The following is a 14,879-nucleotide window of genomic DNA, read 5'->3' as shown; positions in this document are numbered from 1 at the left end:
GACCACCCGACGCCCCAGGCCCACCCGCCGACCGCTCCGGATCACCCGGATCACCCGGGCCGTCCTGAGCCCCGCGCCCCGGCGCCGGGCGTGCGGGTTCACCTGGGCCGTCCGGTGCTCCGTGCCCGCGCGCCGGGCGTGCGGGTTCACCCGAGCCGCCCTGGGCCCCACGCCCCGCCGCCGGGCGTTCGAGTCCACCCGGGCCTCCGTCCAGTGCCCCGTGCCCGCGTGCCGGGCCTGCGAGTTCACCCGAGCTGTCCGGTGCTCCGTGTCCGCGCGCCGGGCCTTCGCGTTCACCTCGGCCGCCGTGGGCCGCCTGCGTACCGGCCCGAGGCTCTCGTTCACCCGGCCCGTGCTGTGCCGACCCGGGGTCGTCCGACGGTGTACCGGCCTCCGGCTCACCGGGATCCGCACGGTGCCCGCGGCCGTCCGGCGTCGCCCGGGGCTCCGGGGGCGGGGGCAGGTGGAGGGTGGTGACCTGGCGGCCGTCCAGGAGGGTGATGCGGCGGTCCGCCAGGGAGGCGGTCTCCGGGTCGTGGGTGGCGAGGACCACGGTGATGCCGTGGGAGCGGGCCGCGGTGGTGAGGGTGCGCAGGACGTGCGCGCGGTCGGAGCGGTGCAGCGGGGCCGTCGGTTCGTCCGCGAAGAGGATGGAGGGGGCGGGGGCGAGCGCCCGGGTGATGCAGACACGCTGGCGTTCCGCCTGGGTCAGCTCGTGCGGCCGGCTGCGGGCCTTCGAGCCGACGTCGAGGCGCTCCAGCCACTCCAGCGCGGCGGCCTTCGCCCGGCGGCGGCTGGTGCCGCGCAGCATCAGCGGGAGGGCCGCGTTCTCCCACACGTTCAGCTCGGGGACGAGCACCGGGACCGGGTCGATCCAGCCGAAGCGGTCGCGGCGCAGCCGCTCGCGGGCCATCGGGCCCATGGTGTGCACGGGGACGCTGTTGAACCAGACCTCGCCGCGCTGGGCGGGCACCAGGCCGGACAGACAGTGCAGCAGGGTCGTCTTGCCGCTGCCGCGCGGCCCGCTGACGGCGAGGATCTCGCCCTCCCGGACGCCCAGCGAGACCCCGCCGAGCGCCGGTGATCCGTCGCGGTGCGTGAAGTGCAGCGAGCGTGCCCAGAGCACGTCGTTGTCCGGCGGGGCCTCCATGGGCGTACACCTCGGTTCAGATCCGTGAGTTCCCTGGGGTATCCCCCGTCCGGGGGAACGAAGGGGGAACGAAGGCAGGGCCGATCGGTCACGAGCACGCTAAGGAGGTCGCGGCGGGCTTGGGGACAGCACACGGCCCCGGTACGCCGTTTCTCACTCGCACGGCGGACACCGGGGCCGGTGTTGATCACAGGGTCAGTTGATCACAGCTTCGTCCAGGCCTCCGTCAGCGTGGCGCGCAGGATCTGCTCGATCTCGTCGAAGGTCTCCTGGTTGGAGATCAGCGGCGGGGCGAGCTGGACGACCGGGTCGCCGCGGTCGTCGGCACGGCAGTACAGGCCGTTCTCGAAGAGGGCCTTGGAGAGGAAGCCGTACAGGACGCGCTCGGTCTCGGCCTCGTCGAAGGACTGCTTGGTCGCCTTGTCCTTGACCAGCTCGATGCCGTAGAAGAAGCCGTTGCCGCGGACGTCGCCGACGATCGGCAGGTCGTGCAGCTTCTCCAGGGTCGCGCGGAACGCGGACTCGTTGTCGAGGACGTGCTGGTTCAGCCCCTCGCGCTCGAACAGGTCGAGGTTGGCGAGACCGACCGCCGCCGACACCGGGTGGCCGCCGAAGGTGTAGCCGTGCAGGAACGTGTTGTCGCCCTTGTAGAACGGCTCGGCGAGCCGGTCGGAGATGATGCACGCGCCGATGGGGGAGTACCCGGAGGTCATTCCCTTGGCGCAGGTGATCATGTCCGGTACGTAGCCGAACTTGTCGCAGGCGAACATCGTGCCGAGGCGGCCGAAGGCGCAGATGACCTCGTCGGAGACGAGCAGCACGTCGTACTGGTCGCAGATCTCGCGGACCCGCTGGAAGTAGCCGGGCGGGGGCGGGAAGCAGCCGCCCGCGTTCTGGACCGGCTCCAGGAACACCGCGGCGACGGTGTCCGGGCCCTCGAAGAGGATCTGCTGCTCGATCTGGTCGGCGGCCCAGCGGCCGAAGGCCTCGGGGTCGTCGCCGAAGATCGGGGCGCGGTAGATGTTGGTGTTGGGCACCTTGTGGGCGCCGGGCACGAGCGGCTCGAAGGGCGCCTTCAGGGCCGGCAGGCCGGTGATGGACAGGGCGCCCTGCGGGGTGCCGTGGTAGGCGACCGCGCGGGAGATGACCTTGTGCTTGGTCGGCTTGCCCGTGAGCTTGAAGTACTGCTTGGCCAGCTTCCACGCGGTCTCGACGGCCTCGCCGCCGCCCGTGGTGAAGAAGACCTTGTTCAGGTCGCCCGGCGCGTGGTGGGCGAGGCGCTCCGCCAGCTCGACGGCCTTCGGGTGGGCGTAGGACCAGACCGGGAAGAACGCCAGTTCCTGTGCCTGCTTGAAGGCGGTCTCGGCCAGCTCCGTGCGGCCGTGGCCGGCCTGGACCACGAACAGGCCGGCGAGGCCGTCGAGGTAGCGCTTGCCCTTGTCGTCGTAGATGTGGGTGCCCTCGCCCCGGACGATGGTCGGTACGGGCGAGTTCTCGTACGAGGACATGCGGGTGAAGTGCATCCACAAGTGGTCGTACGCGGTGCGGCTGAGGTCCTTCTCGGTCACGGTTATCGGGTTCCCCACATGTAGGTCTGCTTCTTCAGCTTCAGGTAGACGAAGCTCTCGGTGGAGCGCACGCCGGGCAGGGCACGCATGCGTTTGTTGATGACGTCCAGCAGGTGGTCGTCGTCCTCGCAGACGATCTCCGCGAGGATGTCGAACGAGCCCGCGGTCATCACCACGTACTCGACCTCGGCCATGTCGGTGAGCGCCTCGGCTATGGACTCCACATCTCCCTCGACGTGCAGCCCGACCATCGCCTGCCGCCGGAAACCCACGGTGAGCGGGTCCGTGACGGCGACGATCTGCATCACGCCCTGGTCGAGCAGCTTCTGCACGCGCTGGCGCACGGCGGCCTCGGACAGGCCGACGGCCTTGCCGATGGCGGCGTACGGCCGGCGGCCGTCCTCCTGGAGCTGCTCGATGATGCCGAGGCTGACGGCATCCAGGTGAGGGGTGCCGTTCCTGGACTCGCGGGAGCTCCCGCCGTCCCTGTGCTCTGCGCTTCGACTGGCCACGGCCTCACTGTGCACGACGTCTCGACAGTTCCGCAAGGCCACGGCGATGAAATTCGTTGTTTACGCGACCGAGATCTGCGGATTCCGCAGTCATCGTGGGATCGGGGGTGTTGAAAACGTGGGTGGGCGGATTACTGTGGGTGTCTCAGTCAATGGACATCCGAACTGGAGGGCCGGTCAGTGAGCACCGAGCTGCGTCGTCTGCGCAACTACATCGACGGTGAGTTCCGGGACGCCGCCGACGGACGGACCACCGAGGTGGTCAACCCGGCGACGGGCGAGGCGTACGCGACCGCGCCGCTGTCCGGTGCCGCGGACGTGGACGCCGCGATGGCCGCCGCCGCCGCGGCCTTCCCGGGCTGGCGGGACACCACCCCGTCCGAGCGGCAGAAGGCCCTGCTGAAGATCGCGGACGCCTTCGAGGAGCGCGCCGAGGAACTGATCGCGGCCGAGGTGGAGAACACGGGCAAGCCCATCGGGCTGACCCGCTCCGAGGAGATCCCGCCGATGGTCGACCAGATCCGCTTCTTCGCGGGCGCGGCCCGGATGCTGGAGGGCCGCAGCGCGGGCGAGTACATGGACGGCATGACCTCCATCGTCCGCCGTGAGCCGGTCGGCGTCTGCGCGCAGGTCGCGCCGTGGAACTACCCGATGATGATGGCCGTGTGGAAGTTCGCCCCGGCGATCGCGGCCGGCAACACGGTCGTCCTGAAGCCCTCGGACACCACGCCCGCCTCCACGGTCCTGATCGCCGAGATCCTCGGCTCGATCCTGCCCAAGGGCGTCTTCAACGTCGTCACGGGCGACCGTGACACCGGCCGGCTGATGGTCGAGCACCCCACCCCGGCGATGGCCTCCATCACCGGCTCGGTGCGCGCCGGCATGTCGGTCGCCGAGTCCGCGGCCAAGGACGTCAAGCGCGTCCACCTGGAGCTGGGCGGCAAGGCGCCGGTCGTCGTCTTCGAGGACACCGACATCCCGAAGGCCGTCGAGGACATCTCCGTGGCGGGCTTCTTCAACGCCGGCCAGGACTGTACGGCGGCCACCCGCGTCCTCGTCCAGGAGTCGATCCACGACGAGTTCGTCGCCGCGCTCGCCAAGGCCGCGGCCGAGACGAAGACCGGGCAGCCCGACGACGAGGACGTCCTGTACGGCCCCCTGAACAACCCCAACCAGCTCAAGCAGGTCACCGGCTTCATCGAGCGGCTGCCCGCGCACGCCAAGGTCGAGGCCGGCGGCCACCAGGTCGGCGACAAGGGCTACTTCTACGCGCCGACCGTCGTCTCGGGGCTGAAGCAGGACGACGAGATCATCCAGAAGGAGGTCTTCGGCCCGGTCATCACCGTGCAGTCCTTCTCGGACGAGGAGCAGGCCGTGACCTGGGCCAACGGCGTCGAGTACGCCCTCGCCTCCTCGGTGTGGACCAAGGACCACGGCCGCGCGATGCGCATGTCCAAGAAGCTCGACTTCGGCTGCGTGTGGATCAACACCCACATCCCGCTGGTCGCGGAGATGCCGCACGGCGGCTTCAAGAAGTCCGGCTACGGCAAGGACCTTTCGGGATACGGCTTCGACGACTACACGCGCATCAAGCACGTGATGACGTCACTGGAGGCGTAGTTGGCGGGCCACCGCCGGGAGGGGCGTGCCGTGCGCACGCCCCTCCCCTCCCGCCGCTCCCTCCTTCGCTCCCTCGGTTCCACCGCCGCGCTCGGCGCCCTCGCGGGCTGCGGGGTGCGGGCCGCCTATGTGCAGCCCGGCGAGCGGGCCGGGGCCGATGTGTCCGCCAGTGACAAGCGGCTGACGTGGGCGAACTGGCCGTTGTACATCGACACGGACGACGACGACCCGACGGACCGGCCGACCCTGGACGCCTTCACGAAGCGCACCGGGATATCCGTCGACTACGTCGAGGAGATCAACGACAACGACGAGTTCTTCGGGAAGATCAGCCCTTCCCTGATGAACCATCAGCAGACCGGCCGGGACCTGATCGTCATCAGCGACTGGATGTGCGCCCGGTTCGTACGGCTGGGCTGGGTCCAGGAGATGGACCGCGACCGTCAGCCGAACGTGGCGGAGTACCTGGACCCGCTGCTGCGTTCCCCCGCCTTCGACCCGGGCCGCCGATACACCGTGCCCTACCAGTCGGGCATCACCGGCATCGCCTACGACCGGCGCAGGCTGGGCCGCGACATCCGGGCCGTCTCCGACCTGTGGGCGAGCGACCTCAAGGGCCGGGTCACCCTGCTCTCCGGGCTGGACGAGGCCTTCGCGCTGCTGATGCAGGGCAACGGCGTCGACATCACCCGGTGGACGGCCGACGACTTCCGCACCGTGTGCGAGCAGGTGGAGCAGCAGGTCGGGAAGGGCCAGATCCGCCGCTTCACCGGCAACGACTACACCAAGGACCTGGTCAGCGGTGACGTCCTGGCCTGCCAGGCGTACTCCGGCGATGTCATCCAGCTCCAGGCGGACAACCCCGACATCCGCTTCGTCGTCCCCGAGGAGGGCGGCGAGCTGTGGTCGGACTCCCTGATGATCCCCGACCTCGCCCGCCACAAGACCAGCGCCGAGCGGCTCGTCGACCACTACTACGAGCCCGGGACCGCCGCCGAGCTCGCGGCCTGGGTCAACTACGTCTGCCCCGTGCCCGCCGCCCAGGCGGTCCTCGCCGACTCCGCCGACGAGGAGACGGCCGCCCTCGCCGGCAACCCGCTGATCTTCCCCGACAAGGAGATGCGCGCCCGTCTCGCCATCGCCCGCGACATCACCTCCACGGAACGGCTGGAGTTCACCCGGAGCTGGAACGCGATCGTCGGGCTGTGACCCGGGGGCGGGGTCACCGCCCCGCGGTCAGGTACTCGGTGATCTTCTCGCGCATGAACACCGAGGATTCGCGGGCCCGCTCCTCCCAGGCGAAGACACAGGCGGTGAGGGTGCCGTCGAAGCCGTTCGCGCGCAGCTCGCGGAAGAGTTCGCCGAAGTCGACCTCGCCCTCGCCGATGTCCAGATGCTGGTGGATGCGGGCGGTGGTGCCGGGCGGGTTGAGGATGTAGCGGTTGCCCGAGGACGCCGTGTGGTCGTAGGCGTCGGCGAGGTGGACATGGGTGAGGAGATCGCCCGCGTGCCGGATGATGCCGGGGGCGTCGTTGCCGATGTGGAAGGTGTGCGGGGCGCAGTACAGGAAGCTGACGTTGGGGTGGTTGATGCCCCGGATCAGGTTGACCGCGTCGTAGCCGTTCTCGATGAAGTCGTCCGGGTGCGGCTCCAGGGTCAGCTTGATGCCCTCGCGCTCGAAGACGGGCAGCAGTTCGTCCAGCGACCTCCAGAACTGTGCCTCGCTGCGGTCGGGGTCCTCCGGGCGGCCGTTGAACTCGGAGATCATGCTGTCGACGCCCAGGTCGGCGGCGATCTGAATCGAGCGCTTCCAGTAGCGTACGGCGGCCTGACGGGCGTCCTCGTCCGGTCCCGACCAGCGGAACAGCGGCAGCATCGAGGAGATCCCGACGCCCGCCGCGTCGAGTGCCTTGCGGAAGTTGGCGACGGTGGCGTCGTCGACGCGCGGGTGGCGGAAGAAGGGGACGAAGTCCTCGCGCGGCGAGAGCTCGATCCATTCGTAGCCCAGTTCGGCCACCACGGCGGGCAGTTCGAGCAGCGGCACGTTGCGGATCATGTACGGGTCGAGGGCGATCCTCATGGGGGTACTCCTTGGTGTCACAGGGGGCGGGGTGTGCCGCTGGAGGCGCTGGTGCCGCCGTCGACCGGGAGCACGGCCCCCGTGATGTATCCGGCGTCGGGGCTCGCGAGGAAGAGCACGGCGCGCGCGATGTCCTCGGGCCGGGCGACCCGGTCGAGGGCCACGCGGTCGAGGAGCCGTGCCGTGAACTCCGGGTCGTCCAGGCGCTCCTGGGTGAGCCGGGAGACGGTGAAGGCGGGCGCGACGGCGTTGACCCGCACCCCGTCCCGGCCGAGGTCCAGGGCGAGGCTCTGCACGAGGGCGTTGACCGCCGCCTTGGTGGCGTTGTAGGCGAACTGGCTCCAGTCGCCGCGCAGTCCGGCGATGGAGGAGACGGCGACGAGATTTCCGTGCGCGGCGCGCAGCGGCGGGGCGGTCAGCCGGGCGAGGCGGACGACGGAGTCGAGGTTCACCGACCGCAGGCGCTCCCAGGCGTCGTCGTCGAAGGTGTCGATACGGCTGGGTTCACTGGTGCCGGCGTTGGCCACGACGACGTCGAGGCGGCCGAACCGCTCGACGACGGCGGCCACCGCGCGCTCCTGCGCCCCGGCGTCCGTGACGTCGGCGGCGATCACCTGCACGCGTGCGGTGCCGAAACCGGCCACGGTCTCGTGCAGCGGTTCCGGGCGGCGGCCGAGGACCGCGACGCCCGCTCCCTGTTCGAGGAAGGCGCGTGCGGTCGCCCGGCCGATGCCGCTGCCTGCGCCCGTGACGAGGACGACGCGGCCCCGGTACGGGTAGGAGGCCCAGGCGATCACGACGTCAGGCTCTCCTGGAGCGCCGCGTCGGCGGCCTTGAGGACCTCGGCCGCCGCGGCGACGCCCTCGACGGGGCCCAGTTCGGTGTCCTCGTGCTCGATGTTGACGAGCATGCCCGGGTCGACCTCGTGCAGGGCGCGCAGGAACTCGGTCCAGTAGGCGACGTCGTGGCCCTTGCCGAGGGCGACGAAGTCCCAGGCGGAGTTCCGGGGCCACTCGTTGGCCCACTCGTCGCCGCCGAGGTTGGTGCGCGGCTCGTCGGGGGACAGGCGGCGGAAGCTGTTGTCGAGGACGCCGTAGAGGGCGGCGTGCTCGGCGTTGACGCGGACGTCCTTGGCGGCGGCGTGGAAGACGAGGCCGCCGAGGTGGCGGACGACCGCGACCGGGTCCATCTGCTGCCAGAACAGGTGGGAGGCGTCCAGTTCGACGCCGACGTGGGTGGCGCCGGTGAGGTCGATCAGCTGGTGCACGTCGGCGGAGTTGAACACCAGGTTCTGCGGGTGCAGTTCGAGGGCGACCTTCACGTCGTGGTCACGGGCGAGGCGGTCGGTCTCGCGCCAGAAGTCCGCGGCGATCTCCCACTGGTGGTCCAGCACGTCCAGGGCGGCGGAGTTCCAGGCGTTGACGATCCAGTTCGGGCGCCGCGCGCCCGGTTCGCCGCCGGGCAGACCGGACATGGTCACCAGGCGGTGCTGCCCGAGGCGTTCGGCGAGGCGGATGGAGCGGCGGATGTCCTCGGCGTGCCTCTCGCCGATGACGGGGTTCGGGTGCAGCGGGTTGCCGTTGGCGTTGAGGCCGGCGATCGAGACGCCGGTGCCCTCGAAGAGGCCGAGGAAGTCGTCGCGGGCGGTGTCGCTGACCAGGATCTCGTCGAAGGTCGGCACATGGACCGCCGGGAGGAAGCCGCCGGTGTTGATCTCCAGGCCGGTCAGGCCCAGCCCGGCGACGACCTTGATCGCCTCCGGGAGCGGACGGTCGTGCAGGATCGCGTTGTAGAGGCCCAGTTTCATCGTGTGGTTCCTCGGTCCTTGTCGAAGGGGGCGGTGCGGGTGGGGAGGGGGCCTTGGGTCACGGGACGGTGACCGCCGTGCCGCCCGCCGCGGCGGAGGCGACGATCGCGTCGATCACGCGCAGGTTGTGCAGCCCGTCGGCGAGGGTGGGGCAGGCCGGCAGCCGGTCCAGGCCCGCGATCTGCTCCAGGAAGGCCCGGGCCTGCCAGACGAAGAACTCGTGCTGGCCGTGGCCGACGCTGGGGAAGTCCATGGGCAGACCGCCGGCGATGTAGGGGTGGCCGGGGCCGACCACGACCCGCCGGTAGCCGTCCACCGGGTCGGAGGCCGCCCCGTCGGCGAGGGTGAACTCCGCCGCCCGCGACAGCTCGAAGGTGGCCGCCCCGCCCTGGGTGAACACCTCGAAGCCCAGCGAGTTGGCAAGGCCCCGGGCGATGCGCGAGACGGAGAAGGTGCCGACGGCACCGGAGGCGAACGTGGCGGTGAAGGTGGCGATGTCGTCGTTCTCGACGCGCCCGCGCTCCTGGCTCACCGCCACGTCGGCCGAGTGCCCCACGGCGGTGCCCAGCGGCAGGGGCCGCTCGTGCACCTGCGTGGACAGCACGGCGCCCTGGACGCTGCTCACGGGACCGCAGAAGTACTCGCCGAGGTCGATGAGGTGGCTGCCGATGTCGGACAGCGCCCCCGAGCCGGGTCCGCCCCGGTAGCGCCAGCTGAGGGGGGCGTCCGGGTTGTGCCCGTAGTCGCACCAGTAGTGCCCGTTGAAGTGCTGCACCGGCCCGAGGGAGCCCTCCCGCACCTGCTGCCGGACGGCGTTGATCGCGGGGGAGCGGCGGAAGGTGAAGCCGGTCGCGGCCACCAGCCCGGTCCCCTCGGCGGCCTTCACCATGGCCTCGGCGTCGGCCACGGACGGCGCGAGCGGCTTCTCGCACAGCACGTGCTTGCCCGCCGCCAGCAGGGCCTCGACGATCTCGCGGTGCAGGTGGTTGGCGACCACGACGCTCACCGCGTCGATGTCCTCGGCCGCCACGATCGCCCGCCAGTCGGTCTCGGCCCGCTCGAAGCCGTAGCGGCGGGCGGCGTCGAGGGCGAAGGGTTCATGGGCGTCGGCGACGGCGACCAGGCGCACCTCGGGCAGTCCCGCGCCGTACAGGGTCGCGGCCTGCCGGTAGCCGTTGAGGTGGGCGCGGCCCGCCATTCCGGCCCCGATGACCGCCACCCCGATCGGTCGTGTGCTCATGGTGCTTCCTCTCCGGCGCACCGATGCGCCGCGGCTAGGGGGAAGAGGGGACCGAGCGCCGGGGTCCCGGTTCAGCTCCGGCGACGGCCGGGGACCAGGACCCGCTTAAAGCGCTTTAAGTGCTGGTACTATCAGCGGCGTCACCAACAGATGTCAAGGGCGTTGCCACAAAACCGCGGGAGGTCGTGTGGACGAGCTCGGTTCCGCTGCCCCTGCGGGCGCCAACGGCGCGACCCCGCGCCCGCGGCTGGAGGACGTCGCCGCGCGCGTGGGTCTGTCCACGGCGTCGGTGTCCCTGGTGCTGCGCGGTGTGCCGGGCCCCAGTGAGCGCACCCGGCAGCGGGTCCTCAAGGCGGCCGCGGACCTCGGCTACCGTCCGGACCGTACGGCCAGCGCCCTGGCCAGCAAGCGCAGCCGGCTGCTCGGCGTCATGATCGACGTCCACAGCCCCTTCCAGGCCGAGCTGGTCGAGCATCTGCACACCGCGGCGGAGGAGGTCGGCTACGACCTCGTCCTGAGCACGCAGACCCGCACCCGCGACGAGAACACCGCCGTCGAGACGCTGCTGGCCTTCCGCTGCGAGGCGCTGATCCTCCTGGGCCCGGTGGCCCCCGCCGCCGTCCTCGCCGAGCTGGACCGCAGGGCGCCCGTCGTCTCGGTGGGGCGCCGGATCACCGGCGCCGCTCTCGATGTCGTACGGTCCGCCGACGACGCCGGGGTCGGGCAGGTCGTCGACCATCTGGTGGGCCTCGGGCACCGCGCGATCGTCTGCGTCGACGGGGGCAAGGGGATCATCGCCACCGACCGGCGCCGCGGCTACCGGGCGGCCATGCGCCGGCACGGCCTCGACGAGCGGATCCGGGTCCTGCACGGGGACCTCACCGAGGAGGCCGGTGACCGGGTCGGCCGGCAGCTGCTCGACGACGGCGAGCTGCCGACCGCCGTGGTGACGTTCAACGACCGCAGCGCCATCGGTGTGCTCACCGCCCTGCGGGGGGCCGGGGTCGAGGTCCCCGGCGATGTCTCCGTGGTGGGCTACGACGACGACACCCTGTCCCGGCTGACCTGCTTCGATCTGACCACGGTCAGCCAGAACGCCGAGGAGCAGGCCCGGCAGGCCGTCCTGGCCGTCGTCGAACGGCTGGACCAGGGGCGTACCGAGCCCCGCGAGATCGTCCTCGCCCCGTCCCTCGTCGTCCGGGGCACGACGGCCGCACCGCGCTGACCTGGCCGAACCGCCCCGCCCCCGCCGCCAACTGCATGGGTAATGCATCTTTTATCGGCAGATAACGGAACGGTGTGCATTTCCCGAACGGTGTCTTGACACCTTTCCGAAACACAAGCATGCTCTGGCCACCTCTTAAAGCGATTTAAAAGGTTGCTCGTGACGAGCCGTTCTCCTCATCGCCGACCCTCCGCGCCCGACCGAGCGAGACCCCTGGGATCCCGACGGCGCCGGCCCTCCCCGCGCTTTCGAGCGACCCGGATCGCACGCACCACCTCAGCCCGAGCCATGCCCGGCCCCGCGCACGCACCGCCCGGCATCACACGAAGGAGCACCCCCGCACATGGAACGCACACAGACTCGCCGGCCGGCCGGCCGCCGTCTCTCCAGAAGGGGCCTGACCGTGGTGAGCCTGCTCGCCCTGTCGGCCACCGCGCTGACCGGGTGCGCCAGCGGCAAGGCCACCGGCGGTGACACGGGCCGGGCGACGGCCACCTCCGGCGGATCGACGACCGGTGTGAAGAACAACGGCAAGAACTCGATCTACGTCATCGGCGGCAAGTCCGACGACCCGTTCTGGTCCACGGTCAAGCGCGGTGTCGACGACGCGGCGAAGCTGGTGAAGGCGGGCGGCGGCTCGGTCACCTATCTCGGCCCGGCGAACTACGACAACCTCGGCCCGGACGTCGCGAAGCTGACGCTGACCGCGATCTCGCAGAACCCGTCGGCGATCCTCGTGCCCGACTGGGTGCCCGACAACCAGGACGCGGCCATCAAGCAGGCGGTGGCCAAGGGCATCCTCGTCCTCACCTACAACGCGGGTGGCACCGAGGCCGCCCAGAACGTCGGCGCGCTGAAGTACGTCGGGTCGGACGACTACGAGGCGGGCAAGGCGGGCGGCGTCAAGTTCGCCGAGGACGGCGCCAAGAACATCCTGTGCGTCAACACCGTGCCCGGCTCCGCCAACCAGGAGGCCCGCTGCAAGGGCGTCAAGGACGGCGCCACCGGCAAGGGCTCCTCCTCCAAGCAGCTCCCGCTGCCCTCGTCCAACTTCGGCAACCCCTCCGCGGTCACCCAGGCGATCAAGGGCGCCCTGCTGAAGGACACCAGCATCGACGCCGTCGTGACCATCGGTGTCGGCGACGCCGACAGCGCCGCCGCCGCGATCAAGCAGGCGAAGGCCGCCGACAAGGTGAAGCTGGGCACCTTCGACCTCTCGGAGAGCCAGCTCACCCGGATCAAGGCCGGCGAGCAGACGTTCGCCATCGACCAGCAGCCGTACCTCCAGGGCTTCTACGTCGTGTCGATGGCCGACCAGTACCTCTCCTACGGCGTCCTGCCGCCGCAGAACCCGATCCTGACCGGCCCGCTGCTGGTCACCAAGGACAACGTCGACGCGGCGATCGCCGGCACCAAGGCCGGCGTGCGCTGACCCACCCCGGGTGCCGGGCCCCGCACGGGCCCGGCACCCCATCTCCGAGTCCTGCCTGCCCGCACCACACCCGGATCCACGAAGGTGACCACTCCGATGACAACCTCACTTCCCGACACCACGGCCGAGCAGGCGACCGCCGCCGCCCCGCCGAAGCAGTCCGAGAGCCCGCTGGGGCGGCTGTGGCACCGTCCTGAGGCGGGTGCGCTGATCGGGACGCTCAGTGTGTTCGTCTTCTTCGCGATCTTCGGCGGGGCGAAGTTCCTGGCTCCCGCGGGTGCGGCGAGCTGGCTGAACATCGGCGCCGAGCTGGGCATCATCGCGATCCCGGTCGGACTGCTGATGATCGCCGGAGAGCTCGACGTCTCGGTCGGCTCGGTCCTGGCGGGCTCCTCGATGACCCTGGCCATCGTCTCCGGCCACTGGGGCGCCCCCATGATCGTCGGGATCGTCCTCGCCCTCGGCCTCGGCCTGCTGGTCGGCCTCCTCAACGGCATCCTGGTGACGCGTACGAACGTGCCTTCGCTGGTGATCACCCTGGCCACGCTGTCCGGCATGGCGGGCCTGACGCTGGGCCTGTCGAGGGTGACGACCGGCACCACCAGCGTCCCCGTCAACCCCGACCCGCTCTCCAAGGCCCTGTTCGGACACCTGATCGCCGGACAGTTCGAGGTCGCCGTCTTCTGGTGGCTGGGCCTGGCCGCCGTCGTCGCGGTCGTCCTCCAGGCCATGAAGTACGGCAACTGGGTCTTCGCCATCGGCGGCGACAAGGAGAGCGCCCGCGCCACCGGCATCCCCGTCGACCGCGTCAAGATCGCCCTCTACATGGCCTCCGGCCTCGGCGCCGCCCTGGTCGGCGTCATCCAGACCATCCTCTACAACGGCGCCCAGGTCGCCAACGGCCAGTCCTTCGTCTTCAACTCCATCATCGCCGTCGTCGTCGGCGGCGTGCTCCTCACCGGCGGCTACGGCTCCGTCTTCGGCATCGTGCTGGGCACCCTGACCTTCGCCATCGTCAACCAGGGCATCTACTACACCGGCTGGAACTCCGACTGGGCCAGCCTCATCCTCGGCATCCTCATCCTCGCCGCGGTCCTGATGAACAACACCTTCCGCCGCCTCGCCCTGTCCTACAAGCCCCGCACCGCGAAGAAGGCCTGACCCATGACCGACCCCACCACCCCACTGCTGCGCCTGACCGGGGTGAACAAGTCCTTCCTGGGCACCCACGCCCTCGCCGACATCTCCCTCGAGGTCGACGCCGGCAAGGTCCTGTGCCTGCTCGGCGACAACGGCGCCGGCAAGTCCACCCTCATCAAGATCCTCTCCGGGTTCCACAAGCCGACCTCCGGCACCATCGAGGTCAACGGCCGCCCGGTGGACTTCGACAGCCCCCGCGACGCCTCCGCCCAGGGCATCGCCACCGTCCACCAGTTCGGCGGCACCTTCCCCCTCATGGGCGTCGGCCGCTGCTTCTTCGTCGGCGCCGAACCCACCAAGGGCTTCGGCCCCTTCAAACTCTTCGACAAGAAACTCGCCGGCGAGATCGCCGTCCGCGAGATGCAGTCCCTGGGCATCACCCGCGTCACCGACGGCGAACGCCTCGTCGGCAGCCTCTCCGGCGGCGAACGCCAGGCCCTCGCCATCGCCCGCGCCGTCTACTTCGGCGCCAACGTCCTCATCCTCGACGAGCCCACCGCCGCCCTCGGCGTCAAGGAAGCCGCCCACGTCCTGCGCATCGTCATGCAGGCCCGCGCCAAGGGCGTCGCCGTCATCCTCGTCACCCACAACGTCCGCCACGCCATGATGGTCGGCGACCACTTCGCCGTCCTCATCCGCGGCCAGAAGGCCGACGACTTCCGCAAGGGCGAACGCACCCGCGAAGAGATCACCGACCTCATGGCCGGCGGCGAAGCCATGGCCGACCTCGAAGCCGAACTCGCCCAACTCCAGGCCGACGCCTGATCGCCGACCGCTCGGTCACCTTCCGCTCAGGCAGGAAAGCCGTGGGCCGTCCACTCCTCGGAGCGGACGGCCCACGGCTTTCCTGTCGACTCCTACGGGGTGTCGCCGCCGTAGAAGGCGGGTCGCGGCTTCATGTCCGTGGTCACGACGCGGCCCGACCGCCGTGCCTCGACCGTCGCGGTGGAGATGACGGTGGCGGCGTAGCCGTCCCAGGCGGAGGGCCCGGTGGGCTCGTCGCCGGCGGCGATGCCGGCGATCCATTCGCGGAACTCGGTGTCGA

At 70.7% G+C, this 14,879-nt stretch carries 12 protein-coding genes and 2 pseudogenes; 6 read left to right on the top strand and 8 right to left on the bottom strand.

Annotation, left to right across the window (positions count from 1 at the left end; translation table 11 throughout):
- Positions 1-454: 454 nt before the first annotated feature.
- The 3 genes and pseudogenes from ABZ490_RS18655 to ABZ490_RS18645 form a co-directional block, all read right to left on the bottom strand.
- A pseudogene (locus ABZ490_RS18655) lies at positions 455-1,150 on the bottom strand (ATP-binding cassette domain-containing protein); the annotation flags it as partial.
- A gap of 203 nt (positions 1,151-1,353) precedes the next feature.
- Positions 1,354-2,736 carry an aspartate aminotransferase family protein gene (locus ABZ490_RS18650; RefSeq protein ID WP_358991001.1) on the bottom strand — a complete coding sequence of 461 codons (1,383 nt, stop codon included), beginning with the start codon at positions 2,734-2,736 and terminating at the stop codon, positions 1,354-1,356.
- Complete coding sequence (locus ABZ490_RS18645; RefSeq protein ID WP_358990998.1) at positions 2,721-3,245, bottom strand: Lrp/AsnC family transcriptional regulator; 525 nt, start codon at positions 3,243-3,245, stop codon at positions 2,721-2,723. The genes ABZ490_RS18650 and ABZ490_RS18645 overlap by 16 nt, the downstream gene beginning before the upstream one ends.
- A 165-nt stretch (positions 3,246-3,410) precedes the next feature.
- Between ABZ490_RS18645 and ABZ490_RS18640 the strand changes: the two genes are divergently transcribed.
- Both ABZ490_RS18640 and ABZ490_RS18635 read left to right on the top strand, forming a co-directional pair.
- The gene (locus ABZ490_RS18640) at positions 3,411-4,850 is read left to right on the top strand and encodes a gamma-aminobutyraldehyde dehydrogenase (RefSeq protein WP_358990995.1); all 1,440 of its coding nucleotides are present in this window, start codon (positions 3,411-3,413) and stop codon (positions 4,848-4,850) included.
- Between the two features lie 30 nt (positions 4,851-4,880).
- Positions 4,881-6,059, top strand: a complete 1,179-nt coding sequence (locus tag ABZ490_RS18635) for a spermidine/putrescine ABC transporter substrate-binding protein (protein ID WP_358990992.1) — start codon at positions 4,881-4,883, stop codon at positions 6,057-6,059.
- Positions 6,060-6,072: 13 nt separating this feature from the next.
- Here ABZ490_RS18635 and ABZ490_RS18630 read toward each other — a convergent pair whose 3' ends face one another.
- Genes ABZ490_RS18630 through ABZ490_RS18615 form a run of 4 tightly spaced genes read right to left on the bottom strand, consistent with a single transcriptional unit; the run spans position 6,073 to position 9,977 of the window.
- A complete protein-coding gene (locus tag ABZ490_RS18630; protein ID WP_358990989.1) occupies positions 6,073-6,930 on the bottom strand; it encodes a sugar phosphate isomerase/epimerase in 858 nt (285 codons plus the stop codon).
- 17 nt (positions 6,931-6,947) lie between these two features.
- Positions 6,948-7,727 (bottom strand): SDR family oxidoreductase, encoded by a 780-nt coding sequence (locus ABZ490_RS18625; RefSeq protein WP_358990986.1) that lies wholly within the window; start codon positions 7,725-7,727, stop codon positions 6,948-6,950.
- Positions 7,724-8,737, bottom strand: coding sequence for a sugar phosphate isomerase/epimerase (locus ABZ490_RS18620; protein WP_358990983.1), 1,014 nt, complete (start codon positions 8,735-8,737; stop codon positions 7,724-7,726). Before ABZ490_RS18620 ends, ABZ490_RS18625 begins: the two co-directional genes overlap by 4 nt.
- A gap of 58 nt (positions 8,738-8,795) precedes the next feature.
- Entirely contained in the window at positions 8,796-9,977 is a 1,182-nt protein-coding gene (locus tag ABZ490_RS18615; RefSeq protein WP_358990980.1) for a Gfo/Idh/MocA family oxidoreductase, read from the bottom strand.
- Between the two features lie 187 nt (positions 9,978-10,164).
- Here ABZ490_RS18615 and ABZ490_RS18610 point away from each other — a divergent pair, with 187 nt between their 5' ends.
- From ABZ490_RS18610 to ABZ490_RS18595, 4 genes are all read left to right on the top strand, one after another.
- The gene (locus ABZ490_RS18610) at positions 10,165-11,202 is read left to right on the top strand and encodes a LacI family DNA-binding transcriptional regulator (protein ID WP_358990977.1); all 1,038 of its coding nucleotides are present in this window, start codon (positions 10,165-10,167) and stop codon (positions 11,200-11,202) included.
- Positions 11,203-11,545: 343 nt separating this feature from the next.
- Entirely contained in the window at positions 11,546-12,634 is a 1,089-nt protein-coding gene (locus tag ABZ490_RS18605; RefSeq protein ID WP_358990974.1) for a sugar ABC transporter substrate-binding protein, read from the top strand.
- Between the two features lie 96 nt (positions 12,635-12,730).
- The gene (locus ABZ490_RS18600; RefSeq protein ID WP_358990971.1) at positions 12,731-13,795 is read left to right on the top strand and encodes an ABC transporter permease; all 1,065 of its coding nucleotides are present in this window, start codon (positions 12,731-12,733) and stop codon (positions 13,793-13,795) included.
- Positions 13,796-13,798: 3 nt separating this feature from the next.
- Positions 13,799-14,599, top strand: coding sequence for an ATP-binding cassette domain-containing protein (locus tag ABZ490_RS18595; RefSeq protein ID WP_358990968.1), 801 nt, complete (start codon positions 13,799-13,801; stop codon positions 14,597-14,599).
- Between the two features lie 92 nt (positions 14,600-14,691).
- Here ABZ490_RS18595 and ABZ490_RS18590 read toward each other — a convergent pair.
- Positions 14,692-14,879: pseudogene (locus tag ABZ490_RS18590) on the bottom strand (inositol 2-dehydrogenase); the annotation flags it as partial.

Source organism: Streptomyces sp. NPDC005811, from assembly GCF_040630405.1.
Lineage (GTDB): Bacteria > Actinomycetota > Actinomycetes > Streptomycetales > Streptomycetaceae > Streptomyces.
The sequence above is the reverse complement of the archived record's forward strand: the minus strand, read 5'-3'. Positions and strand labels throughout refer to the sequence as shown.

Coding starts and splice junctions, on each gene's coding strand:
- ABZ490_RS18630 (WP_358990989.1), bottom strand. CDS start 6,930: ATGAGGATCGCCCTCGACCCGTACATGATCCGCAACGTGCCGCTGCTC.
- ABZ490_RS18620 (WP_358990983.1), bottom strand. CDS start 8,737: ATGAAACTGGGCCTCTACAACGCGATCCTGCACGACCGTCCGCTCCCG.
- ABZ490_RS18615 (WP_358990980.1), bottom strand. CDS start 9,977: ATGAGCACACGACCGATCGGGGTGGCGGTCATCGGGGCCGGAATGGCG.
- ABZ490_RS18605 (WP_358990974.1), top strand. CDS start 11,546: ATGGAACGCACACAGACTCGCCGGCCGGCCGGCCGCCGTCTCTCCAGA.
- ABZ490_RS18600 (WP_358990971.1), top strand. CDS start 12,731: ATGACAACCTCACTTCCCGACACCACGGCCGAGCAGGCGACCGCCGCC.
- ABZ490_RS18595 (WP_358990968.1), top strand. CDS start 13,799: ATGACCGACCCCACCACCCCACTGCTGCGCCTGACCGGGGTGAACAAG.